Genomic DNA, 24979 nt, shown 5'->3' with positions numbered 1-24979 from the left:
AACTATGCTGCCAACTCAATCAACCCGATTAAACAAGTACATTAGCGAGAGCGGTATCTGCTCACGTCGCGAGGCGGACCGTTACATTGAACAAGGTAATGTGTTCCTCAACGGCAAACGCGCCACGATTGGTGATCAGGTGATGCCTGGCGACGTGGTTAAAGTGAATGGTCAGCTCATCGAACCGCGTGATGCTGAAGACCTGGTGTTTATCGCATTGAACAAACCGGTTGGGATTGTCAGCACCACGGAAGACGGCGAGCGGGACAACATCGTTGATTTCGTGAACCACAGCAGCCGTATCTTCCCGATTGGCCGTCTGGATAAAGACTCTCAGGGGCTGATTTTCCTTACCAACCACGGCGACCTGGTGAACAAAATTCTGCGTGCCGGTAACGACCACGAGAAAGAGTACATCGTGACGGTGAACAAGCCGGTGACGGACGAGTTCATTCGCGGGATGGGCGCAGGCGTGCCGATTCTGGGCACCGTCACGAAGAAGTGCAAGGTCAAAAAAGAAGCGCCGTTTGCCTTCCGTATTACCCTGGTGCAGGGCTTAAACCGCCAGATCCGCCGCATGTGCGAGTATTTTGGTTATGAAGTGACGAAGCTGGAACGCACGCGCATCATGAACGTCAGCCTGTCCGGGATCCCGCTGGGCGAGTGGCGTGACTTAACGGACGACGAGCTGATCGAGCTGTTCAAGCTTATCGAAAACTCCTCGTCCGAAGCGAAGCCGAAAGCCAAAGCCAAACCGAAAACGCAGGCGATTAAACGTCCGGTGGTTAAGGCACCGCAGGCGGAAGAGAAAGGGCGGGGCAAGCCGGGTAACGGAAAACGCTTTACCCAGCCGGGTCGCAAAAAGAAAGGGCGCTGATTAGCGCCTTCCACGGGTTGATGTATTGGCGGACCAGGAAAAGGTCGCCTCTGCATCCGGCTTATAAGCCTGCTCTTTTTTCAGCTTGCGGGCTTTTTTCGCCGCAGCCTCACGTTGCGCCATCAGCTTGTCGATGTACTCTTTTTTAACCTGATTGGTTTCGGCGTTCGTCAGCGTGCGGCCATGGGCGATGCGGGCGCGGTCGAGAAGCGTTTTCAGTTCGCGCTGCTCGGCTTCCGTCATGTCTTTCTGGGTCAATCGTGGTGTAGCCATTGCTGAAGCCTCCTGATGGGGAGGCTCCAGTGTAAAGCAAGCCGGGTTAATTAACCCTGTTTCAGCGCATCTTTTTTCGGTTGTTCATCAATCGGTTTACCGGACCAGTAGCCCGCCAGCAGCGAGCCGGACAGATTGTGCCAGACGGAGAACAGCGCGCCCGGGAGGGCCGCCAGCGGTGAGAAGTAAATTTTACCCAGCGCCGCCGCCAGGCCGGAGTTCTGCATCCCTACCTCGATTGCCAGCGTGCGGCAGGTGGACTCGTCAAAGCCAAACAGCTTCCCGCCCCAGTAGCCGCCCAGCAGGCCAATGGTGTTATGCAGCACCACCGCGACGATCACCACAAAGCCCACGGAGGCAATGTGCGACGCGGAACCAGCCACCACGGCGCTGATGATCGCCAGAATGCAGACCATCGAAAACGCGGGCAGGTACGGCTCAACTGCTTTCACCACGCGTGGGAAAAGATGGTGAATGACCAGCCCCAGCGCAATCGGGATCACCACAATCTGCAGAATGCTGAGCAGCATGCCCATCACGTCCACCTGAATATGTGCGTCCACGTACAGGCGGGTTAACAGCGGTGTGGCAATCACGCCCACCAGCGTGGATACCGAAGAGATGGTCACGGAGAGCGCCACGTCACCTTTCGCGAGATAGATCATCACGTTAGATGCCGTACCGCTGGCGACGCTGCCCACCAGCACCATCCCGGCGGAGAGATCGGGCGGCATCTTAAAGGCCATCGCCAGCAGCCAGGCCGCGAGCGGCATCACCAGGTAGTGCAGGAAGATCCCTGCAGCCACCGGCGCCGGGCGCGACAGCACGCGTTTAAAATCGTCGATTTTAAGGTGCACGCCCATGCCGAACATAATCAGCATCAGCAGCGTGGTGACCCACGGACCAATGCCCGTGAACGTGGTAGGGGTGTAATACGCGAGTACGGAGAGCAGCAGCGCCCATAGCGGGAACAGCCGGGTGATAGCGGATAACATAGTGAATTCCTTGCAGTATTGTCGTGTTGTTTAGTTATGAAAAAGCCGGGTCTGTGCCCGGCTTATAGGTATTGTTTATCGTGCTAACGAATTTTATTCAAACAAATTCTGATGAAGTTTCTGCACCACCTGCTCGGCCTGATCGGCAGGGACCAGGAAGCAAAGGTTATAGCTGGATGCGCCGTAGCAGATCATGCGGATGTTGAACGGGTCAAGCACGCCGAACACCTCTTTGCCCACGCCGCAGGCGCGAGACAGCTTGTTACCGATGATGGCCACCAGCGCCAGGTCTTCTTCGACCTCCACGCGGCACAGCTCAGACAGCTCAATCAGCAGCGACTGCGTCAGCAGGGTGTCGCCGGTGGAGGTGGAGCCGGTGGTGTCCAGCGTCAGCGCAATGCTCACCTCGGAGGTGGTAATCAAATCTACAGAGATGTTATGGCGCGCGAGGATGCCAAACACTTCCGCCAGGAAGCCGCGGGAGTGCAGCATATTGTGGCTGTGCAGCGTGACCAGCGTCTGGCGGCGGCGCAGGGCCAGCGCGCGGAACAGCGGCGGGTTCTCGGTTTTCTTGCAGACCAGCGTCCCGCCCGCTTTTGGATCTTTACTGGAGCCAACGAAGACCGGAATATCGCTGCGCACTGCGGGCAGCAGCGTTGCCGGGTGCAGCACTTTTGCACCGAAGGTGGCCATTTCCGCCGCTTCTTCAAAGGCGATCACGTCAATACGTTTTGCCGCAGACACTACGCGCGGGTCGGTAGTGTAAATACCCGGCACGTCAGTCCAGATATCCACGCGCGTTGCGTGCAGGGCTTCGCCCAGCAGCGCGGCGGTGTAATCGCTGCCGCCACGGCCAAGCGTGGTCGTGCGCCCTTTCGCTTCGCTGCCGATAAAGCCCTGGGTGATCACCATGCCTTCTGCCAGGCGCGGCGCCAGCTGCTGATTGGTCAGCTCCGCCAGCACTTCAACGTCCGGTTCGGCGCGCCCAAAACGATCGCTGGTGCGCATCACTTTACGCACGTCAAACCACTGCGCCTGAACGTTACGCTCGCGCATGATTTCAACAAACAGCAGGGTGGACATCAGCTCGCCGTGGCTGACCAGTTCATCGGTCAGGGCGGTGGAGGTTGCCAGGGACGCCGCTTCTGCCAGGGTGGTGATATTTTCCAGCAGACGCTCCACTTCTTCGCGGATCACGTTCGGGTTTTGTAGACGTTCAAGAATGTCGAACTGAATTTTGCGCAGTGCATCCAGCTTCACGAAACGTTCTGTCGCTTCCAGTCCTTCAGACAGAGAAACCAGCAGGTTCGTCACGCCGGCGGATGCAGAGAGCACCACCAGGCGGGTATTCGGATCGGCCAGCACCACATCGGCGCTGCGGTTCATGGCATCGTAATCGGCCACACTGGTGCCGCCAAACTTGGCGACCACAAAACTCGTCATAACAACCTCGTGTCAGGGAATGAATAAGCGACCTTGGCACAAGAATGAAACGAAAACAGGTGCAGGCGCAAAATACGGCCCTATAAATAAAATGCGGGGGAGGTCCTGTCAATGCTGGGATTATGCGGATTTTTTATGGGGGGGTACCCCTGAGAAACAGGACTTATAACAGGCCCATATTTTATGCTCCTTTTTACCCCCTTTTGACCGACATTTCGCCACGCCGGAAGGGCGCGACAGCAGCTATACTTTTCGGGTCTTTTCACCTGCGTTTGATGCAGACCAGGGCAATGGCATAAAAACCATCACAATTTTTATTTGCAGGCGCTACAATCGACCGCAGTCACAATTCTCAAATCAGAAGAGTATTGCTAATGAAAAACATCAACCCAACGCAGACCGCTGCCTGGCAGGCACTCCAGAAACATTATGATGAAATGAAAGACGTCACCATCGCGGATCTGTTCGCGAAAGATGCCGATCGTTTCACTAAGTTCTCCGCGACCTTCGATGACCTGATGCTGGTGGATTTCTCTAAAAACCGCATTACCGAAGAGACGCTGGCAAAACTGCAGGATCTGGCGAAAGAGACCGAGCTGGCCGACGCCATCAAATCCATGTTCTCCGGCGAGAAGATCAACCGCACCGAAGACCGTGCCGTGCTTCACGTGGCGCTGCGCAACCGTAGCAATACGCCAATCATCGTTGACGGCAAAGATGTGATGCCGGAAGTGAACGCGGTGCTGGAAAAGATGAAAACGTTCTCCGAAGCGATCATCTCCGGCAGCTGGAAAGGCTACACCGGCAAAGCGATCACCGACGTGGTTAACATCGGTATCGGCGGCTCTGACCTCGGCCCGTTCATGGTGACCGAAGCGCTGCGCCCGTACAAAAACCACCTCAACATGCACTTTGTCTCTAACGTCGATGGTACCCACATCGCCGAAGTGCTGAAAAACGTGAACCCGGAAACCACCCTGTTCCTGGTGGCGTCTAAAACCTTTACCACCCAGGAAACCATGACCAACGCCCACAGCGCGCGCGACTGGTTCCTGAAAACCGCGGGCGACGAAAAGCACGTGGCGAAACACTTCGCGGCGCTGTCTACCAACGGTAAAGCGGTAGGCGAGTTCGGTATCGACACCGCGAACATGTTCGAGTTCTGGGACTGGGTTGGCGGCCGCTACTCTCTGTGGTCTGCAATCGGTCTGTCCATCATCCTGTCCGTGGGCTTTGACAACTTCGTTGAGCTGCTCTCCGGCGCGCATGCGATGGACAAACACTTCTCCACCACCGCGCCTGAGAAAAACCTGCCGGTGCTGCTGGCGCTGATCGGTATCTGGTACAACAACTTCTTCGGCGCTGAAACCGAAGCGATCCTGCCGTACGACCAGTACATGCACCGTTTTGCGGCCTACTTCCAGCAGGGCAACATGGAATCCAACGGTAAGTACGTTGACCGTAACGGCAACGCGGTGGATTACCAGACTGGCCCGATCATCTGGGGCGAGCCGGGCACCAACGGCCAGCATGCGTTCTACCAGCTGATTCACCAGGGTACCAAAATGGTACCGTGCGATTTCATCGCCCCGGCGATCACGCACAACCCGCTGTCCGACCACCATCCGAAGCTGTTGTCTAACTTCTTCGCACAGACCGAAGCGCTGGCGTTCGGTAAATCCCGCGAAGTGGTTGAGCAGGAATACCGTGACCAGGGTAAAGATCCGGCCACGCTGGAGCACGTTGTGCCGTTCAAAGTGTTCGAAGGCAACCGTCCAACCAACTCCATCCTGCTGCGCGAAATCACCCCGTTCAGCCTGGGTGCGCTGATTGCGCTGTACGAGCACAAGATCTTCACCCAGGGCGCGATCCTGAACATCTTCACCTTTGACCAGTGGGGCGTTGAGCTGGGCAAACAGCTGGCAAACCGCATTCTGCCAGAGCTGGGTGACGATAAAGCCATCGACAGCCACGACAGCTCCACCAATGGTTTGATTAACCGTTATAAAGCATGGCGTGCGTAATTAATATGTCATGAAAAATGCCGGCGATATGCCGGCATTTTTTTATCGGATAATTCCTGATGTCTGTTAGTTAACTCAAATTCTGACTCTGAGTTTAATCTGAAAAAGGCGGTTAACCTGCTAATTGCTGCGGTTTATTTTAAGAAAATACGCAGAGCTAAGATAATAAGGATATATTATAATTTATTGATTTTTATCGATTATTTATTTCAAATATTTGTTTTTCTTTTCTGTTTTATCCATTAGTCCGAAAACCGTCCCCCTATTTCCCCCCACGGTAAACCCTCTGCTGTAGTTGTGTATACTCGATTCCGCCTGAATTTCTTTTCGGGCAAATCTCCATTCATTCATTGAAGGGAAATTGTTATGAAGAAAGTACTGTATGGCATTTTTGCCATATCTGCACTTGCGGCGACGTCTGTCTATGCAGCTCCGGTCCAGGTCGGGGAAGCAGCAGGGTCGGCAGCGACGTCTGCGTCTGCGGGAAGTTCTACCGCAGCCAGCACCAGCACCGTAAGTTCAGCCGTGGGTGTCGCGCTGGCGGCAACCGGTGGCGGTGATGGCTCCAATACCGGAACCACGACCACTACGACAACCAGCACCCAGTAATACCGGGTGTTTTAATCATAACCACACTTCGGTGTGGTTATTTCGCCCCTTCGGAGAAGAGTCGTGAAGCGACCTGCAATCATTCTGATTTGCCTGCTGTTGCAGGCGTGCTCAGCCACCACCAAAGGGCTGGGACATTCACTGTGGGAAAGCCTGTTCGGCACGCCGGGCGTTCATCTGACCGATGACGAACTTCAGAACATGCCGTACGCCAGCCAGTACATGCAGCTAAACGATGGCCCGCAGCTGTTTGTGGTGCTCGCTTTCGATGAAAACGGGCAGCAGAAATGGGTGACGCAGGATCAGGCCACCATCGTCACGCAGCATGCCCGAATCGTGAAAACGCTGCTCGGCGGCGACAACTTGCTCGAGGTGAATAATCTCGCCGAAGACCCGCTCATCAAGCCAAATCAGATCGTCGACGGCGCAAGCTGGACGCGCACGATGGGCTGGACCGAGCACAAGCAGGTGCGCTACGCCACGGCCCGCTCCACCTTCCGCTGGGACGGTACGGACAGCGTGAAAGTCGGCAGCGACGAAACGCAGGTTCGCGTGCTGGATGAAGAGGTCACCACCGACCAGGCCACCTGGCATAACCGCTTCTGGATCGACGAGGATGGGCAGATCCGTCAGTCCTTGCAGTATCTCGGTGCCGGTTTCTTCCCGGTGAAAACCACCCTGATCAAGGCTGCGAAATCATGAAAACGCTCATCCACGCTGCGCTTCTCGCCAGCCTTGCCGCGCCGCTGGCATGGTCCGCAGGAACGGTAAAGGTCTACACGCCGGACAGTGAAAAACCCAAAACCTTAACCAACGCCGAGCATCTGCTCGATCTCGTCGGGCAGCCAAGGCTTGCCAACAGCTGGTGGCCGGGAGCGGTGATCGGCGAGCGTCAGGCGACGGTTAAGGCGGAGCAGGAACACCGTGCCCTGCTGGCCCGCCTGACGAGCCTGGCGGAGCAGGAAGACGGCGACGATGCCGCGGCCATTAACAGCGTTCGCCAGCAGCTTCAGGTGCTGAAAGTGACAGGCCGCCAGAAAGTTAATCTTGATCCAGATGAAGTGCGCGTCACGGAAAAGGGCAACCCCACGCTTGAAGGGGAGTACACCCTCTGGCTTCCGGTGAAGCCGACGACGGTGACCGTGATGGGGCTTATCAGCAGCCCCGGTAAAAAGCCCTTTACGCCCGGCCGCGACGTGGCGAGCTATCTCGACGAACAAAGCCTGCTGAGCGGCGCGGATAACAGCTACGCATGGATTATTTATCCAGACGGGCATACGCAAAAAGCGCCGGTGGCGTACTGGAATAAACGCCATATCGAACCCATGCCGGGCAGCATCATTTTTGTCGGTTTTGCCGACCATTTCTGGACGAAGGCATATGACGGGCTTAACGCCGATATCCTTCACTCCCTGACACAGCGGATACCGGAAGAATGAAAAGAACCTATCTCTACAGCATGCTGGCGCTCTGCGTAAGCGCCGCCTGCCATGCAGAAACGTATCCGGCACCTGTTGGCCCGTCTCAGTCAGACTTCGGCGGCGTCGGTTTACTGCAAACGCCTACCGCGCGCATGGCGCGTGAAGGGGAAATTAGCCTGAACTACCGCGATAACGACCAGTATCGCTACTATTCCGCCTCCGTACAGCTTTTCCCGTGGCTTGAAACCACGCTGCGCTACACCGACGTGCGTACGAAACAGTACAGCAGCGTCGACGCCTTCTCCGGCGATCAGACCTACAAAGATAAAGCCTTCGACGTCAAACTGCGCCTGTGGGAAGAGAGCTACTGGATGCCGCAGGTCTCAGTGGGTGCAAAAGATATCGGCGGGACCGGCCTGTTCGACGCGGAATACATCGTGGCCAGCAAGGCCTGGGGACCGTTTGATTTTTCTCTCGGTCTTGGCTGGGGCTATCTCGGCACCAGCGGCAACGTCAAAAACCCGTTCTGTACCTACAGCGATAAATACTGCTACCGCGATAACAGCTACAAGAAAGCCGGTTCCATCAACGGCGACCAGATGTTCCACGGCCCGGCCTCGCTGTTCGGTGGCGTGGAATACCAGACGCCGTGGCAGCCGCTGCGCCTGAAGCTGGAGTACGAAGGGAACGACTACTCGCAGGACTTCGCCGGGAAGATTGAGCAGAAGAGCAAGTTTAACGTCGGCGCCATTTATCGCGTCACCGACTGGGCCGACGTTAACCTCAGCTACGAGCGCGGCAACACGGTGATGTTTGGCTTCACGCTGCGCACCAACTTCAACGACATGCGGCCGCACTACAACGATAACGCGCGGCCTGCCTACCGGCCGGAGCCGCAGGACGCGATTCTGCAGCACTCCGTGGTGGCAAACCAGCTGACGCTGTTGAAATACAACGCCGGTCTGGCCGATCCGAAAATTCAGGTGAAAGGCGATACGCTGTACGTCACCGGCGAGCAGGTGAAATACCGCGACTCGCGGGAAGGGATCGAACGCGCCAACCGGATCGTGATGAACGATCTCCCGGACGGGATCCGCACGATCCGCGTGACGGAGAATCGCCTGAATCTGCCGCAGGTCACCACCGAAACCGATGTCGCCAGCCTCAAGCGCCATCTTGAAGGCGAACCGCTCGGGCATGAAACCGAGCTGGTGCAAAAACGCGTAGAGCCGATCGTGCCGGAAACCACCGAGCAGGGCTGGTATATCGATAAATCGCGCTTTGATTTCCATATCGATCCGGTACTGAACCAGTCCGTCGGCGGGCCGGAAAACTTCTACATGTATCAGCTGGGTGCGATGGCGACGGCGGATCTGTGGGTCACCGACCACCTGCTGACCACCGGCAGCCTGTTCGGCAACATTGCGAACAACTACGACAAGTTTAACTACACGAACCCGCCGAACGACTCGAAGCTGCCGCGCGTGCGTACCCGCGTGCGTGAATACGTGCAGAACGATGTCTACGTGAATAACCTGCAGGCCAACTACTTCCAGTACTTCGGCAACGGCTTCTACGGCCAGGTTTACGGTGGCTATCTGGAAACCATGTTTGGTGGCGCGGGGGCGGAAGTGTTGTATCGTCCCGTCGACAGCAATTGGGCCTTCGGGATTGATGCCAACTACGTTAAGCAGCGTGACTGGCGCAGCGCGCAGGACATGATGAAGTTCACCGACTACAGCGTCAAAACCGGCCACCTGACCGCCTACTGGACGCCTTCGTTCGCGCAGGACGTGCTGGTGAAAGCCAGCGTCGGCCAGTATCTGGCGGGCGACAAGGGCGGCACGCTGGATATCTCCAAACACTTCGACAGCGGCGTCGTGGTGGGCGGCTACGCCACTATTACCAACGTCTCGCCGGACGAGTACGGGGAAGGGGACTTCACCAAAGGGGTTTACGTGTCGATTCCGCTGGATCTCTTCTCATCCGGTCCGACCCGCAGCCGTGCGGCAGTGGGCTGGACACCGCTGACGCGTGACGGTGGTCAGCAGCTTGGGCGTAAGTTCCAGCTGTACGACATGACCAGCGATAAGAACATTAACTTCCGCTGATGCTTCACGCCGGGCGGCACTGCGTTTGCCCGGCCTACGGTTTTTGTAGGCCCGGTAAGCGCAGCGCCAGCGGGCGAATGCGCCAAACATAAACAAAAAATATAGATCCCCGTCACATTTTTGCGTTATACAGGAACCTCGCCCTGGAGAATGAGGTGCTGTATGACATCCCTGACTCGCCCGCGCGTTGAGTTCATCTCAACGATACTCCAGACCGTGCTGAACCTCGGTCTGCTGAGCCTTGGCCTGATCCTGGTCGTCTTTCTCGGCAAAGAGACGGTGCATCTGGCGGATGTGCTGTTCGCCCCTGAGCAAACCAGCAAATATGCGCTGGTGGAAGGTCTGGTGGTCTACTTTCTCTACTTTGAATTTATCGCCCTGATTGTGAAGTACTTCCAGTCCGGCTTTCACTTCCCGCTACGCTATTTTGTTTACATTGGCATCACCGCCATTGTGCGGCTGATCATCGTCGATCATAAATCCCCGCTCGACGTGCTGATCTACTCGGCGGCGATCCTGCTGCTGGTGATCACCCTCTGGCTGTGTAACTCGAAGCGGCTGAAACGGGAATAAAAAAATGGCGGCCCGGAGGCCGCCTAACAACAGTCACAAGTTGGGTCAATACAATACGTCTAAAGTTGAGGGTTGCAGTGGCATAACAAATGAAACTTAACCTTTCACGCCGCCCGCCGTCAGGCCATTCACCAGCCAGCGCTGGGCCAGCAGGAACACCACGGTAATCGGGATGGCGGACAGTACGGCCGCCGCGGCAAAGTCGCCCCACAGGTAGTTTTGCGGGTTGAGGTATTGCTGCATACCTACGGCCAGGGTGTAGCTGTTCACATCGCGCAGTAACAGTGAGGCGACCGGTACTTCGGTGATCGCCGCGATAAACGACAGGATAAACACCACCGCCAGAATCGGCACTGACAGCGGCAGCAGCACCAGACGGAACGCCTGCCACGGGGTAGCGCCATCCAGCGACGCCGCCTCTTCCAGCGAGCCGTCGATGGTTTCGAAATAGCCTTTAATGGTCCACACGTGCAGGGCAATACCGCCGAGATAGGCAAAGATCACGCCGCCGTGGGTATTCAGACCGATAAACGGCACGTACTGGCCCAGACGGTCAAACAGGGCATACAGCGCCACCAGCGACAGCACCGCCGGGAACATCTGGAAAATCAGCATGCCTTTCAGCAGCGTTGCTTTGCCCGGGAAACGCATGCGGGCGAAGGCATAAGCACAGGTGGTGGAGAGCGTCACGATGCCGATCGCGGTGATGGTTGCTACCTTCACCGAGTTCCACAGCCACAGCAGCACCGGGAACGGCGGCGGGGTGACGCGTCCATCGGCGTGCTCCACGCTGAAGCCCAGCGCGAGCTTCCAGTGCTCCCAGGAGATTTCATCCGGGATCAGGCTCCCGGTCGCAAAGTTACCCGAGCGCAGGGAGATGGCGATAACCATCAGCAGCGGGAACATGATGGCCGCGATGAAAATCAGCAGGCCTAAGTGCGTCGCGAGGAGGCGCAGCTTCTGAGATTTGGGTTGTACCATTGCCATGTTCAGTGCCCTCCTTAATCAAATTTCATACGTGTGGCTTTCAGGTTCACAATCGCCAGAGCGCCAACCAGCAGGAAGATCAGGGTGGCAATCGCCGCCGCCAGACCAAAGTCCTGGCCGCCGCCGCCTTCAAAGGCGATACGGTAGGTGTAGCTCACGAGCAGGTCGGTATAGCCTGCCGGCGTGGTGGTGCCGAGACGGTCCGGGCCGCCGTTGGTCAACAGTTGAATCAGCACGAAGTTGTTAAAGTTAAAGGCGAAGCTGGCAATCATCAGCGGCGTCAGCGGCTTAATAAGCAGCGGCAGCGTAATTTTAAAGAAGTTCTGGAACGGACCCGCGCCGTCCATCGCCGAGGCTTCATACAGATCGTCCGGAATCGCCTTCAGCAGCCCCATGCACAGGATCATCATGTACGGATAGCCCAGCCAGGTGTTGACGATGATAATCATCGAGCGGGCGGTGGTCGGGTCGCTGAACCATGCCGGTTTGATACCGAACAGCGCGCTCAGCATCATGTTGATTTCACCGAAGCTCTGGTTAAACAGCCCTTTGAAAATCAGAATCGAGATAAACGACGGTACGGCGTAAGGCAGAATCAGCAGCACGCGGTAAATCGCTTTGCCTTTCAGGGACTCCCACTGCACGAGGCAGGCCAGTACCATGCCTACGGCAACGGTCAGGATCACCGTCAGCACCGAGAAGACCACCGTCCAGACGAAGATGGCGAAGAACGGTTTCTGGATACCTTCGTCGGTAAACACGCGGGTAAAGTTGTCCCAGCCGATGGTGACGGTATAGCCAGGGCTGAGCTTGTCATCACCCCATTTGCCATCGGCCGTTATGGACTGATAGAAACCAATGTCGTTATTCGGACGGTACTTCACGCCGCTCTGGTTGTTGGTCAGCGTGCCGTCGTCCGCCAGGGTATATAGCGGCTGCGTGCCGGAAAACTGGCGCAGCGAGCTCATGGTCACTTTGCTTTCATCGGGCAGCACGGCGGTGAGCTGGGTCAGCGCCTGGCGATTCTGGGTAATGATACGCAGGTTCGCACGTTCACCCTCCGGCAGGGCCGCGGCCTCTTTTAAGACCAGCTTCTGCTCGCCGCCAAATTTGAACGCGTCGGAAAGATAGTTTTTGCCGCTCTCACCGTCAGTGAGCGCTAACTTCCACTCGTCACCTGCAGGATACAGACCGAAGTTGAAGGTTTTACCCGCCTGATAAGAGCGATCCAGAAGCACCTGAGTGGCGCGCTCCTGCGCGAGCTGGTTGGTGCTGCTGTAGTTGGTGAACGCAATGGCGATGGTGCAGATCAGCGGGAACAGGACAAACAGCCCCATCCCGGCCACGCCCGGGTAGACATAGCGCCAGGCATAGGCTTTACGGTTGGCGAAAATATACAGGCCAGCAGAGCTTAAGATCAGCGTCATGATGGCGAACAGATATTCCCCTTGTACGTACATTAAAACAACAAGGTAACCCACCAGCAGACACAGCAGACCGATCGCTGACCACTTCAGCGCGTCGCTTTGCCACCAGTGCTTCTTTTTAATGACATCCATGGGGTTCTTCCTCTACAACGGTGGAAACTTTTCGTCAGGTGACGCTGCGCTTACCTGACCTACGGATCGTGCCGTAGTCGTAGGGCGGGTAAGCGCACGCGCCACCCGCCGTTTTTCTTCTTACTTAGTAATACGACCCTGAGCATCCTTCAGCGCGGCATCGACAGTCTGGCGACCGCTTGCAGCGTTGATGACGGCGGTACGGGTGGCGTACCAGAACGCGGCCATCTGTGGGATGTTCGGCATGATTTCGCCTTTCTGAGCGTTATCCATGGTTGCCGCGATGCGTGGATCTTTTGCCAGCTGATCCTGGAAGGATTTCAGCGCCACGGCGCCCAGCGGTTTGTCCTTGTTCACTTCACCCAGACCCTGATCGGTCAGCAGGTAGTTTTCAAGGAACTCTTTCGCCAGCTCTTTGTTCGGGCTGGCGGCGTTGATGCCCGCGCTCAGCACGCCCACGAACGGTTTAGACGGCTTGCCGTTGAAGGTTGGCAGCAGGGTCACGCCGTAGTTGATTTTGCTCTTGTCGATATTGGTCCAGGCCCACGGACCGTTGATGGTCATCGCGGTTTCGCCTTTGTTGAACGCCGCTTCCGCGATGGAGTAGTCGGTATCCGCGTTCATGTGTTTGTTCTTAATCAGGTCAACCAGGAAGGTCAGGCCTTTTTTCGCGCCCGCGTTGTCCACGCCCACGTCTTTCACGTCATATTTGCCGTTTTCAAACTTGAACGCGTAGCCGCCGTCGGCAGCAATCAACGGCCAGGTGAAGTACGGCTCTTGCAGGTTGAACATCAGGGCGGATTTACCTTTCGCCTTCAGCTCTTTATCCAGTTTCGGGATCTCTTCCCAGGTTTTTGGTGGGTTTGGCACCAGGTCTTTGTTGTAAATCAGTGACAGGGCTTCAACCGCGATTGGGTAGGCGATCAGCTTGCCGTTATAGCGAACGGCGTCCCAGGTGAACGGGAACAGTTTGTCCTGGAAAGCTTTGTCTGGCGTGACTTCAGCCAGCAGGCCAGACTGCGCGTAACCGCCGAAACGGTCGTGTGCCCAGAAGATGATGTCCGGGCCGTCGCCGGTTGCTGCAACCTGCGGGAATTTCTCTTCCAGTTTGTCCGGGTGCTCTACGGTGACTTTGATACCGGTGTCTTTCTCGAATTTTTTGCCCACTTCGGCCAGGCCGTTATAGCCCTTGTCGCCGTTAATCCAGATAACCAGCTTGCCTTCTTCAATTTTGGCGAGCGCTGGGGCGGAAACCATCATTGCTGCAAGGGCGGACAATGCGAAAACGCGTGCGCCAGTCTTGATATTCATATCTGCCATCCTTTTTGGTGATGTGCTCGTGGATACATAAGGTGGTTCAACGTGACTCAGTCTCCTTATTTGACATCCTCTTTCCATCCTCCCAACCCCTACGCCCCACCCCCCGTTTGTGTGATCTCCGTTGCATAAATTTAAGTTATGAGTGCTGGCGCACATAAAAACCCACCGAATTTTGCAGGCGGCTTCACGAATTTCGCCTCAGCCCCCCGGCTGCGGTCGCAGAGCCTGTTCTCTCATCCTCCCGCCTCCTCCCCCATAAAAAAGGCGGGGGGTGGAGGATTCACGAAAGTAATGGATACCCCATAGTGAACTTATCTTGAATGTTTCTGTCGGTGACAGGTTGTAACGAAGGGAGAAGGGCATGGCGAGCGTACAGCTGCGTAATGTAACGAAAGCCTGGGGCGACGTAGTGGTGTCGAAAGACATCAATCTGGACATCACTGAAGGCGAGTTTGTGGTGTTTGTCGGCCCATCAGGCTGTGGTAAATCAACTCTGCTGCGTATGATTGCCGGTCTTGAAACTATCACCAGCGGCGACCTGTTGATCGGTGATACCCGAATGAACGACATCCCGCCAGCCGAACGCGGCGTAGGCATGGTGTTCCAGTCTTATGCGCTTTATCCCCATCTTTCCGTTGCCGAGAACATGTCCTTTGGCCTGAAGCTGGCCGGGGCGAAAAAAGAGGTCATTAACCAGCGCGTCACGCAGGTGGCTGAAGTGTTGCAGCTGGCGCACCTGCTGGAGCGTAAACCGAAAGCGCTTTCCGGCGGTCAGCGTCAGCGCGTGGCGATTGGCCGTACGCTGGTGGCCGAGCCGCGCGTGTTCCTGCTTGATGAACCTCTCTCTAACCTGGATGCCGCCCTGCGCGTCCAGATGCGTATTGAAATCTCCCGTCTGCATAAGCGCCTTGGCCGCACGATGATTTACGTCACCCACGATCAGGTCGAAGCGATGACCCTCGCCGACAAAATCGTGGTGCTGGACGCCGGTCGCGTGGCGCAGGTGGGCAAACCGCTGGAGCTGTATCACTACCCGGCAGACCGCTTTGTTGCGGGCTTCATTGGCTCGCCAAAGATGAACTTCCTGCCCGTCAAAGTGACGGCGACAGCCATTGAACAGGTACAGGTGGAGCTGCCAAACCGCCAGCAGGTCTGGCTGCCGGTCGACAGCGCCAACGTACAGGTCGGGGCAAATATGTCCCTCGGTATCCGTCCTGAGCATCTACTGCCAAGCCACATTGCGGATGTGACGCTGGAAGGTGAAGTTCAGGTCGTCGAACAGCTTGGTCACGAAACACAGATTCATATCCAGATCCCCGCCATCCGTCAGAACCTGGTCTACCGCCAGAATGACGTGGTGTTGGTAGAAGAGGGTGCCACATTCGCTATCGGCTTGCCGCCAGAGCGTTGCCATCTGTTCCGTGAGGATGGCACCGCATGTCGTCGGTTGCATAAAGAGCCAGGCGTTTAAGCAATCCCAAAAGAAGACACGAAACCGACAGGTGAAGTGTTCAAAGAAAAGCAATGATCTCAGGAGATAGAATGATGATTACTCTGCGCAAACTTCCTCTGGCAGTTGCCGTCGCAGCGGGCGTAATGTCTGCTCAGGCGCTGGCCGTGGATTTCCATGGTTATGCTCGTTCCGGTATCGGCTGGACGGGTAGTGGCGGCGAACAACAGTGCTTCCAGGCAACCGGTGCCCAAAGTAAATACCGTCTTGGTAACGAATGTGAAACCTATGCGGAACTGAAGCTGGGCCAGGAAGTGTGGAAAGAAGGCGACAAGAGCTTCTACTTCGACACCAACGTAGCGTACTCCGTGGCGCAGCAGAATGACTGGGAAGGTACTGACCCGGCGTTCCGCGAAGCTAACGTGCAGGGTAAAAACCTGATTGAATGGCTGCCAGGCTCTACCATCTGGGCCGGTAAGCGCTTCTATCAACGCCATGACGTACACATGATCGACTTCTACTACTGGGATATCTCTGGTCCTGGTGCGGGTCTGGAAAACATCGATGTCGGTTTTGGTAAGCTCTCTCTGGCAGCAACCCGTTCTTCCGAAGCAGGCGGTTCATCCTCTTTCGCCAGCAATAGTATTTATGATTACACCACTCGTACAGCGAACGATGTCTTTGACGTGCGCCTGGCACAGATGGAAATCAACCCAGGTGGCACTCTGGAACTGGGTGTTGATTACGGTCGTGCTAACCCGCGTGATGATTATCGCCTGGTTGATGGTGCTTCAAAAGATGGTTGGATGTTCACCGCTGAGCACACCCAGAGCATGCTGAAGGGCTATAACAAGTTTGTGGTTCAGTATGCCACTGACTCAATGACGTCTCAGGGTAAAGGCTTGTCTCAAGGTTCTGGTGTAGGCATCGATTCTAACTCGGGTTATGCCTACGACATTAACAACAACGGTAGCCTGCTGCGTATTCTCGACCACGGTGCAATCTCTCTGGGCGATCGCTGGGACCTGATGTATGTCGGTATGTACCAGGACATCGACTGGGATAACAACAACGGGACCAAGTGGTGGACCGTGGGTGTACGTCCGATGTTCAAATGGACGCCTATCATGAGCACCTTACTGGAAGTGGGTTACGACAACGTGAAATCACAAAGCGCTGACGAAACCAACAACCAGTACAAAATCACCCTGGCACAACAGTGGCAGGCAGGCGACAGCATTTGGTCTCGCCCGGCAATCCGTGTATTCGCAACCTACGCCAAGTGGGATGAGAAGTGGGGTTATGACTACAACGGTAACCCATCTAACAACGCTAACTACGGTAAAGCGTTCAAAGATGGTTTCAATGGAAGCTCCTTCGGTCGTGGCGACAACGACGAGTGGTCCTTCGGCGCCCAGATGGAAATCTGGTGGTAATCCCGTCTTAATCTGACGTAATGACCAAACTGAGGGGCGCAAGCCCCTCAATCCTTGGGACGGCGCGCTATTGCCTGGCTACCGCTGAACCTGTGCATTTTGAGGTGATAACAATGAAAATGAACAAAACTCTCCTTGCCCTTTGTTTATCCGCAGGGCTGCTGGCAAGCGCGCCTGCCGTGACGCTCGCTAACGTCAATTTCGTTCCGCAAAACACAACATCTGCACCAGCTATTCCGACAGCGGCACTGCAACAGCTTGTCTGGACGCCTGTCGATCAGTCTAAAACCCAGACCACCCAGCTCTCAACGGGCGGCCAGTCGCTTAATGTTCCGGGTATTACCGGCCCGGTCGCTGCGTATAGCGTACCCGCCAATATCGGTGAACTGGCCATTACCCTGACCAGTGAAGTCAACAAGCAGACGAGCGTATTTGCGCCTAACGTGCTGATTCTCGATCAGAACATGACGCCATCAGCCTTTTTCCCAAGCGAATACTTTACCTACCAGGAGCCTGGCGTGATGAGCGCCGATCGTCTGGAAGGCGTCATGCGCCTGACCCCTGCGCTGGGCCAGCAAAAACTCTACGTGCTGGTCTTTACCACCGAGCAGGATCTCCAGAAGACCACCACGCTGCTCGATCCGGCTAAAGCCTACGCAAAAGGCACCGGTAACGCGATTCCTGATATTCCGGACCCTATTGCTCGTCACGTCACCGACGGAACGTTAAAGCTGAAGGTGAAAACGAACAGCGGTTCCAGCGTGCTGGTCGGCCCGCTGTTTGGCTCCTCCGGTAACGGCCCTGTGACCGTGGGCAATACCGCAGCACCTGCTTACACCGCGCCTGCTGCCACGGCAGCCGCACCGGTCGCCGCAGCAGCGCCAGCCCCGGCGAAGAAAGCCGAGCCCGTACTGAACGACACCGAAGAGTACTTCAACAACGCCATTAAGCAGGCGGTGAAGCGCGGCGATGTCGATAAAGCGCTGAAACTGCTTGATGAAGCCGAACGTTTAGGTTCAACCACTGCCCGTTCCACCTTTATCAGCAGTGTAAAAGGCAAGGGGTAACTGTTCCCCACAGTGCTGATTTGTTAGTAGTTTAGTGCGCCTGAGTGGGCGCACTTTTTTTCGTATTCGCCAGGCTGTTGCGCCCATGTTGCGATAGTGATCGTTAAATAACGTTTGGCCCCCCCTCATTGCCCGTTTCTGCGATACAATGCCATTACGTTATGTATCGGAGAGTCTGGCATGTCACACCCCGCGCTAACGCAACTGCGTGCGCTGCGCTATTTCGACCAAATACCTGCGCTTGATCCGCAGCAGCTGGACTGGTTGCTGCTGGAAGATTCCATGACAAAACGTTTTGAGCAACAGGGTAAAACGGTCACGGTAACCCTGATACAGGAAGGGTTTGTCTCCGGCGATGAGATCGCCAGCGAGCTGCCGCTGTTGCCGCAAGAGGAACGCTACTGGCTGCGTGAAATTTTGCTCTGTGCCGATGGCGAACCCTGGCTTGCCGGGCGGACGGTGGTGCCTGAATCTACCCTATCCGGGCCTGAGCTGGCGCTGCAGCGGCTGGGGAAAACGCCGCTGGGACGTTATCTTTTCACCTCATCTGAGCTGACCAGGGATTTCATTGAAATTGGGCGTGATGCCGAACTGTGGGGGCGCCGTTCCCGCCTTCGCCTGAGCGGTAAGCCGTTAATCCTGACGGAGCTATTTTTACCGGCATCACCGTTGTACTAAGAGGAAGAAAAAATGGAGTGGACCCTGACGCAGAATAAGCTGTTGGCGTATCACCGCTTAATGCGTACCGATAAACCCATTGGCGCGTTGCTGCTGCTGTGGCCGACCTTATGGGCGCTGTGGGTGGCCACGCCGGGCATGCCGCCACTGTGGATCCTGGGCGTATTCGTTGCCGGCGTCTGGCTGATGCGCGCGGCGGGCTGCGTGGTGAATGACTATGCCGATCGTAAATTTGACGGCCACGTAAAGCGCACAGCCAACCGCCCGCTACCCAGCGGCCAGGTGACCGGGAAAGAAGCGCGCGTACTGTTCATCGTTCTGGTGCTGCTCTCTTTCCTGCTGGTATTAACCCTTAACACCATGACGATTCTGCTGTCCGTCGCGGCGCTCGCACTGGCCTGGGTTTATCCCTTTATGAAGCGCTACACCCATCTGCCTCAGGTGGTGCTGGGGGCGGCGTTTGGCTGGTCGATTCCGATGGCGTTTGCGGCGGTTAGTGAGTCCTTACCGCTTAGCTGCTGGCTGATGTTCCTGGCGAACATCCTCTGGGCCGTAGCGTATGACACGCAATATGCGATGGTTGACCGCGACGATGACCTGAAAATTGGCATTAAATCCACCGCCATTCTCTTTGGACGCCAGGACAAACTTATCATTGGCATTCTGCAGGTTGCGGTACTGGCGCTGATGGTCGCGATTGCGCGCCTGAACGGACTGAACTGGGAATTTTACTGGTCGATACTGGTAGCAGGGCTGCTGTTTGCCTACCAGCAGAAGCTGATTGCAAAACGCGAACGCGAAGCCTGCTTTAAAGCGTTTATGAACAATAACTATGTCGGTCTGGTGCTGTTTTTAGGCTTGGTCATGAGCTATTTTTCCTGATTGACGCGCGGTCATGCCCCGCAGGGTATGGCCGCATCGTTACCCGGCATTACCGCCCTCACAAATTTAAACCATCGTTTCATAAATTCGCGCTTTTGTGAGGCGCTTCACCTACGCTTCTCCCGGGCTAGTCTATTTTCTAAGCGTAAAAAAATAAAACACTGTTTTAACGCTGACATCGCTACCCTGGAGCTGACTCAATGAATACGACCCTCAAGCCGTTACTGGCCGCACTGTGCCTGTCTGCTTTTGCCTGCACCGTTTCTGCCCAAACCATCAAAGCCGCCGATGTGCATCCTGAAGGCTACCCGAACGTGGTCGCGGTACAGCACATGGGTGAAAAACTCAAACAACAAACCGACGGCAAGCTGGAGATTAAGGTCTTCCCCGGCGGCGTGCTGGGGGATGAAAAGCAGATGATTGAGCAGGCGCAGATGGGGGCGATTGACATGATCCGCGTCTCCATGGCGCCGGTTGCCGCCATCCTGCCGGATATCGAAGTCTTCACCCTGCCGTACGTTTTCCGCGATGAGGATCATATGCATAAAGTGATCGACGGGGATATCGGCAAGCAGATCGGCGACAAGCTGACCGCGAACCCGAAATCCCGCCTGGTGTTCCTCGGCTGGATGGATTCCGGCACCCGCAACCTGATCACCAAAGAGCCGATCGTCAAACCTGAAGATCTGAAAGGGAAGAAAATCCGCGTGCAGGGCAGCCCGGTGGCACTCGCCACGCTGAAGGACATGGGGGCGAACTCGGTGGCGATGGGCGTTAGCGAGGTTTACAGCGGCATGCAGACCGGCGTGATCGACGGCGCGGAGAATAACCCGCCCACCTTTATCGCCCACAACTACATGCCGGTTGCTAAAAACTACACCCTCAGCGGCCACTTTATCACCCCGGAAATGCTGCTCTATTCAAAAGTGAAATGGGACAAGCTGAGCGCTGATGAACAGCAAAAAATCCTGACCCTGGCCCGTGAAGCGCAGTTCGAACAGCGCAAGCTGTGGAATGCGTATAACGACCAGGCGCTGGCGAAAATGAAGGCGGGCGGCGTGCAGTTCCACGATATCGATAAGACGGTATTCATCAAGGCCACAGAGCCGGTGCGCGCCCAGTATGGCGACAAGCATCAGGATCTGATGAAAGCCATCGCTGACGTCCAGTAATACGGAGCACGTATGTCCGAACTCTACCTGAAGTGGATGGACCGTCTGTACCTGCTCGCCATGGCGGTGGCGGGTGTCTCGCTGCTGGTGATGACGATTGTCATCCCCATCGGCATCTTTTCACGCTACGTGCTCAACCGCGGTGAATCCTGGCCGGAGCCCGTCGCCATTATCTGCATGGTGACGTTCACCTTCATCGGCGCGGCGGTGAGCTACCGCGCCGGGTCGCACATTGCGGTCAATATGCTCACCGACCGTCTGCCCGCGTCGCTGCAAAAGCTGTGTGCACGTGTGGTTGATCTGCTGATGCTGCTGATTTCCGGTCTGATGTTCTGGTACAGCTACTGGCTGTGCGTCGAGCTCTGGGAGCAGCCGGTGGCGGAGTTCCCGATCCTGACTTCCGGCGAAAGCTACCTGCCGCTGCCGATCGGGTCGGCGATTTTGATTCTGTTCGTGCTTGAACGCCTGCTGTTTGGCGCGCAGGAAAACCGTCCGGTCGTGCTGATCGGCAATCACAGTTAAGGGGTGAACAATGGATGCTTTTGTTTTGTTATTCACCCTCGCCATTTTGCTGGCGCTGGGGATGCCGGTGGCCTTCGCCGTGGGGCTGAGCGCCGTGGCAGGTGCGCTGTGGATTGATTTACCGCTGGAGGCGCTGATGATCCAGATCACCAGTGGGGTGAACAAATTTACCCTGCTAGCGATCCCGTTCTTCATCCTCGCCGGAGCGATTATGGCGGAAGGGGGCATTGCCCGACGGCTGGTTAACTTCGCCTATGTGTTTGTCGGCTTTATCCGCGGCGGGCTGTCGCTGGTGAACATCGTCGCCTCGACGTTCTTCGGCGCGATTTCTGGCTCGTCGGTGGCGGATACAGCGTCCATCGGCAGCGTGATGATCCCGGAGATGGAGAAGAAGGGCTACCCGCGCGAATACGCGGCGGCGGTCACGGCGAGCGGGTCGGTGCAGGCGATTCTGATCCCGCCCAGCCACAACTCGGTGATTTATTCCCTGGCGGCGGGGGGAACGGTCTCCATCGCCACGCTGTTTATCGCGGGCGTTTTGCCGGGCCTGCTGCTGGGCGTGAGCCTGATGGTGCTCTGCCTGTGCTTCGCCCGCAAACGCGGCTACCCGAAGGGGGATAAAATCCCGTTCAGACAGGCGCTGAAAATCATGCTCGATGCCCTGTGGGGGCTGATGACGGTGGTGATTATCCTCGGCGGGATCTTGTCCGGGATTTTTACCGCCACCGAATCTGCCGCCGTGGCCTGCCTGTGGGCGTTTTTCGTCACCATGTTTATCTACCGCGACTACAAATGGAGCGAACTGCCGAAGCTGATGTGCCGCACGGTGAAAACCGTCACCATCGTGATGATTTTAATCGGCTTTGCCGCGGCGTTTGGCGCGGTGATGACTTACATGCAGCTGCCGATGCGCATCACCGAGTTCTTCACGTCGCTCTCTGATAATAAGTACGTGATCCTGATGTATCTCAACATCATGCTGCTGCTGATCGGCACGCTGATGGACATGGCGCCGATCATCCTGATCCTGACGCCGGTGCTGCTGCCGGTGACCAACGCGCTGGGGATCGACCCGGTGCACTTCGGGATGATCATGATGGTTAACCTGGGGATCGGGCTGATCACCCCGCCGGTCGGATCGGTGCTGTTTGTGGCGAGCGCGGTGAGTAAGCAGAAGATTGAAACCGTGGTGCGCGCGATGCTGCCATTTTACGGCATCCTGCTGGTGGTGCTGGGAATGGTGACGTATATCCCGGCGATATCATTGTGGCTGCCGAGGATGTTAGGTATGCAGTAACGCCGTTTTTTGCCGGGTGGCGGCTGCGCCTTACCCGGCCTACGGTTCAGAGTTGTTATCGGCCCGGTAAGGCGCAGCCGCTACCGGGCGTTTTTATTTCCGCCGTAATAATCTCAACGCGTTCGCCGTGACCAGCACTGTCGCCCCGGTGTCCGCCAGCACCGCCAGCCACAGTCCGGTCATGCCGAGCAGCGTGGTGACGAGAAATATCCCCTTCAGCCCCAGCGCAATGCCGATGTTCTGGCGAATATTGGCGCGCGTCGCCCGCGCCAGGCTAATCATCTGCGCCAGTCCGGTCAGACGGTTATGCGTCAGCGCCGCATCCGCCGTCTCCAGCGCTACGTCGGTGCCGCTGCCCATCGCAATGCCGAGGGTGGCGGCCTTCATCGCCGGGGCATCGTTAATTCCGTCACCGACCATCGCCAGCGGCGCGCGGCTGTTCAGTTCGGTTACCGCGCTGACCTTGTCCGCAGGCAGTAATCCGGCCTTAAACGCCAGCCCAAGCTCGCCAGCAATCGCGGCCGCCGCGCGCGGGTTATCGCCGGTGAGGATCACGCCCTGTACGCCCAACTGATGCAGCGCCGCCACGGCGTCTTTGGCGTCATCGCGCAGAGTGTCGCGTAGTGCCAGCATGCCCTTCGACACGCCGTCCTGCATCACGGCAACGACCGTCTGCCCGGCCTGCTCTAACGCCTCAACCTGTGGATGAGAGAACGCGCCCGCCGCAACAATCAGCACTTTTTTGCCGTCGACGACGGCCTCAATCCCTGACCCGACCAGCGCCCGTTGGGCGGTTGCCGAAGGGATAGCCAGCCCGCGTCTCTGCGCTTCACGCACTATCGCCTGCGCCAGCGGGTGAGTGGAGCCCTGCTCAACGGCGGCGGCTATTATCAGCAGTTCGTCTTCACTGATGCCCTGCGGATAGATGCCGGTGACCTGCGGCTTGCCAACCGTCAGCGTGCCGGTTTTATCGAAGGCGATGTGCTGAACCTGGCTCAGCTGTTCCAGCGCCGCGCCGCCCTTAATCAGCGCCCCGCGACGTGCCGCCGCCGCCAGCCCCGAGGTAATCGCCGCGGGCGTAGAGATCACCAGCGCGCACGGGCAGCCGATCAGCAGCAGGGTCAGCCCTTTATAAATCCAGCCCTCCCACGGCGCGCCGAAGAACAGCGGTGGAACGACGGTGACTAGCAGCGCCACCAGCATGATGGCGGGTGTGTAAATCCGGCTGAAGCGGTCAATAAAGCGTTCGACCGGCGCGCGGCGCTCCTCGGCTTCTTCAATCAGCTTCAGGATACGGTCGATGGCGCTGTCGCCCGGCTCGGACAGGACTTTGAGCTGCACCAGGCGGTCGACGCTGGTGGCACCGGCAGGGACTTTTTCTCCTGCCGCACGCTCCACCGGAATGGATTCCCCGGTCAGGGCGCTTTCGTCAAAACTCGCGGTGGCGGTAACGAGAGCCCCATCGGCAGGCAGACGCCCGCCCGCGGCGACTTCAATCACGTCGCCCGGGCGCAGCGTGTTGATGGCGACCGTTTCACGTTTGCCTTCATTAACCCGCGTGGCGGTTTCTGGCTTCAGCGCCATCAGCGCGCTCACCCCTTTGCGCGCCCGGCTCGCTGCCCAGCCCTCAAGCCGTTCGCCGATTAAGAACAGCAGCAGCACCATCGCCGCTTCCGCCGTCGCGCCAATGAACAGCGCGCCAATGGCCGCCACGCTCATCAACGTTTCAATGGCAAACCAGCTGCCGCTTCTCATCAGGCGCAGTGCCTGACGGGCAATCGGGAACAGCCCGACCAGGGTAGTGGCAATAAACGCCAGATTACCGAACGGGTGGTTAATCTGCTCCAGACCCCAGCTCAGGGCCATCATGATGATGAGGGTAATAAGCGGCAGGTTTTCTTTTAGCGGAGAGGTTTTTTCGGCAGGTGCCGTTTCGCTGCGCAGGGTATAGCCCGCCTTGCTGACGGCGGCTTCAACCTGCTTGCTGACGTCTTTTTCGGCGCTGATCAGCAGCTTTTCGGTGGCGAACAGGACCTGAACGTGGTTCACGCCCGGTACCTGCCTCACCGCGTTTTCCACTTTGCGGGCGCAGGCCGCGCAGTCCATGCCGTTGATGACCCAGCTGTAGCGGTTGCCGCTTTCAGGCAGCGCGTCGACCTGCGTTTCGCACGCGCCCTCGCAGCAGCAGTCGTCTTTCGGCGGAACCGGGCTGAGCTTAAGCGCCGAGAATTGTGGGACTTTTTTTGGAATTTCTGGAGTCGACATGGCAGTCTCCGGTAATGA

The 24979-nt window shown here is 57.0% G+C and carries 22 protein-coding genes; 15 read left to right on the top strand and 7 right to left on the bottom strand.

Annotated features, from left to right (window positions below):
* The first annotated feature begins 4 nt into the window (after positions 1 to 4).
* Entirely contained in the window at positions 5 to 877 is an 873-nt protein-coding gene (rluF, locus tag IM299_RS16785; protein WP_048957452.1) for a 23S rRNA pseudouridine(2604) synthase RluF, read from the top strand.
* On the opposite strand, the gene IM299_RS16780 is transcribed toward rluF, so the two are convergent.
* The 3 genes from IM299_RS16780 to lysC all read right to left on the bottom strand — a co-directional run bounded on the left by IM299_RS16780 (position 878) and on the right by lysC (position 3588).
* Entirely contained in the window at positions 878 to 1150 is a 273-nt protein-coding gene (locus tag IM299_RS16780) for a DUF3811 domain-containing protein (RefSeq protein ID WP_003860346.1), read from the bottom strand.
* 50 nt (positions 1151 to 1200) lie between these two features.
* Positions 1201 to 2145 (bottom strand): ketopantoate/pantoate/pantothenate transporter PanS, encoded by a 945-nt coding sequence (gene panS / locus IM299_RS16775; protein WP_047362611.1) that lies wholly within the window; start codon positions 2143 to 2145, stop codon positions 1201 to 1203.
* 93 nt (positions 2146 to 2238) lie between these two features.
* Positions 2239 to 3588 (bottom strand): lysine-sensitive aspartokinase 3, encoded by a 1350-nt coding sequence (lysC, locus tag IM299_RS16770; RefSeq protein WP_045631503.1) that lies wholly within the window; start codon positions 3586 to 3588, stop codon positions 2239 to 2241.
* 374 nt (positions 3589 to 3962) lie between these two features.
* Between lysC and pgi the strand changes: the two genes are divergently transcribed.
* The 6 genes from pgi (at position 3963) to psiE (ending at position 10326) form a co-directional block, all read left to right on the top strand.
* Positions 3963 to 5612 carry a glucose-6-phosphate isomerase gene (gene pgi, locus IM299_RS16765; protein WP_059355154.1) on the top strand — a complete coding sequence of 550 codons (1650 nt, stop codon included), beginning with the start codon at positions 3963 to 3965 and terminating at the stop codon, positions 5610 to 5612.
* Positions 5613 to 5978: 366 nt separating this feature from the next.
* On the top strand, positions 5979 to 6221 hold the full coding sequence (gene yjbE / locus IM299_RS16760; protein ID WP_013095034.1) for an exopolysaccharide production protein YjbE: 243 nt from the start codon (positions 5979 to 5981) through the stop codon (positions 6219 to 6221).
* Positions 6222 to 6284: 63 nt separating this feature from the next.
* Complete coding sequence (locus IM299_RS16755; RefSeq protein WP_047366840.1) at positions 6285 to 6923, top strand: YjbF family lipoprotein; 639 nt, start codon at positions 6285 to 6287, stop codon at positions 6921 to 6923.
* Positions 6920 to 7660 carry a capsule biosynthesis GfcC D2 domain-containing protein gene (locus tag IM299_RS16750; RefSeq protein WP_075206221.1) on the top strand — a complete coding sequence of 247 codons (741 nt, stop codon included), beginning with the start codon at positions 6920 to 6922 and terminating at the stop codon, positions 7658 to 7660. The genes IM299_RS16755 and IM299_RS16750 overlap by 4 nt, the downstream gene beginning before the upstream one ends.
* Positions 7657 to 9753, top strand: coding sequence for a YjbH domain-containing protein (locus IM299_RS16745; protein ID WP_028015126.1), 2097 nt, complete (start codon positions 7657 to 7659; stop codon positions 9751 to 9753). The genes IM299_RS16750 and IM299_RS16745 overlap by 4 nt, the downstream gene beginning before the upstream one ends.
* A 162-nt stretch (positions 9754 to 9915) precedes the next feature.
* Entirely contained in the window at positions 9916 to 10326 is a 411-nt protein-coding gene (gene psiE, locus IM299_RS16740; RefSeq protein ID WP_000202963.1) for a phosphate-starvation-inducible protein PsiE, read from the top strand.
* Positions 10327 to 10422: 96 nt separating this feature from the next.
* On the opposite strand, the gene malG is transcribed toward psiE, so the two are convergent.
* From malG to malE, 3 genes are all read right to left on the bottom strand, one after another.
* Positions 10423 to 11313: a maltose ABC transporter permease MalG gene (malG, locus tag IM299_RS16735; protein WP_006810496.1), complete on the bottom strand. Its 891-nt coding sequence runs from the start codon at positions 11311 to 11313 to the stop codon at positions 10423 to 10425.
* A gap of 14 nt (positions 11314 to 11327) precedes the next feature.
* Positions 11328 to 12872, bottom strand: coding sequence for a maltose ABC transporter permease MalF (gene malF, locus IM299_RS16730; RefSeq protein WP_028015128.1), 1545 nt, complete (start codon positions 12870 to 12872; stop codon positions 11328 to 11330).
* 120 nt (positions 12873 to 12992) lie between these two features.
* The gene (malE, locus tag IM299_RS16725) at positions 12993 to 14183 is read right to left on the bottom strand and encodes a maltose/maltodextrin ABC transporter substrate-binding protein MalE (protein WP_032644952.1); all 1191 of its coding nucleotides are present in this window, start codon (positions 14181 to 14183) and stop codon (positions 12993 to 12995) included.
* A 370-nt stretch (positions 14184 to 14553) separates the two neighbouring features.
* Here malE and malK point away from each other — a divergent pair, with 370 nt between their 5' ends.
* The 8 genes from malK (at position 14554) to IM299_RS16685 (ending at position 22696) form a co-directional block, all read left to right on the top strand.
* Positions 14554 to 15663 (top strand): maltose/maltodextrin ABC transporter ATP-binding protein MalK, encoded by a 1110-nt coding sequence (malK, locus tag IM299_RS16720; RefSeq protein WP_028015130.1) that lies wholly within the window; start codon positions 14554 to 14556, stop codon positions 15661 to 15663.
* 71 nt (positions 15664 to 15734) lie between these two features.
* Entirely contained in the window at positions 15735 to 17078 is a 1344-nt protein-coding gene (locus tag IM299_RS16715) for a maltoporin (RefSeq protein ID WP_048957455.1), read from the top strand.
* A 113-nt stretch (positions 17079 to 17191) separates the two neighbouring features.
* Positions 17192 to 18145, top strand: coding sequence for a maltose operon protein MalM (gene malM, locus IM299_RS16710; protein ID WP_045631390.1), 954 nt, complete (start codon positions 17192 to 17194; stop codon positions 18143 to 18145).
* Between the two features lie 180 nt (positions 18146 to 18325).
* The gene (ubiC, locus tag IM299_RS16705; protein ID WP_014882105.1) at positions 18326 to 18823 is read left to right on the top strand and encodes a chorismate lyase; all 498 of its coding nucleotides are present in this window, start codon (positions 18326 to 18328) and stop codon (positions 18821 to 18823) included.
* Positions 18824 to 18835: 12 nt separating this feature from the next.
* Complete coding sequence (gene ubiA / locus IM299_RS16700; RefSeq protein WP_028015133.1) at positions 18836 to 19705, top strand: 4-hydroxybenzoate octaprenyltransferase; 870 nt, start codon at positions 18836 to 18838, stop codon at positions 19703 to 19705.
* A gap of 200 nt (positions 19706 to 19905) precedes the next feature.
* A complete protein-coding gene (locus IM299_RS16695; protein WP_028015134.1) occupies positions 19906 to 20877 on the top strand; it encodes a TRAP transporter substrate-binding protein in 972 nt (323 codons plus the stop codon).
* 12 nt (positions 20878 to 20889) lie between these two features.
* Positions 20890 to 21399 carry a TRAP transporter small permease gene (locus IM299_RS16690; RefSeq protein WP_041911563.1) on the top strand — a complete coding sequence of 170 codons (510 nt, stop codon included), beginning with the start codon at positions 20890 to 20892 and terminating at the stop codon, positions 21397 to 21399.
* Positions 21400 to 21409: 10 nt separating this feature from the next.
* Complete coding sequence (locus IM299_RS16685) at positions 21410 to 22696, top strand: TRAP transporter large permease (RefSeq protein ID WP_045260960.1); 1287 nt, start codon at positions 21410 to 21412, stop codon at positions 22694 to 22696.
* A gap of 93 nt (positions 22697 to 22789) precedes the next feature.
* Here IM299_RS16685 and zntA read toward each other — a convergent pair whose 3' ends face one another.
* On the bottom strand, positions 22790 to 24961 hold the full coding sequence (gene zntA, locus IM299_RS16680) for a Zn(II)/Cd(II)/Pb(II) translocating P-type ATPase ZntA (RefSeq protein ID WP_193357832.1): 2172 nt from the start codon (positions 24959 to 24961) through the stop codon (positions 22790 to 22792).
* Positions 24962 to 24979 lie beyond the last annotated feature (18 nt).

It is taken from the genome of Enterobacter cloacae complex sp. P47BA, from assembly GCF_014930485.1.
GTDB classification, from domain to species: domain Bacteria; phylum Pseudomonadota; class Gammaproteobacteria; order Enterobacterales; family Enterobacteriaceae; genus Enterobacter; species Enterobacter bugandensis.
This window is presented reverse-complemented; position numbering and strand designations above follow the sequence as displayed.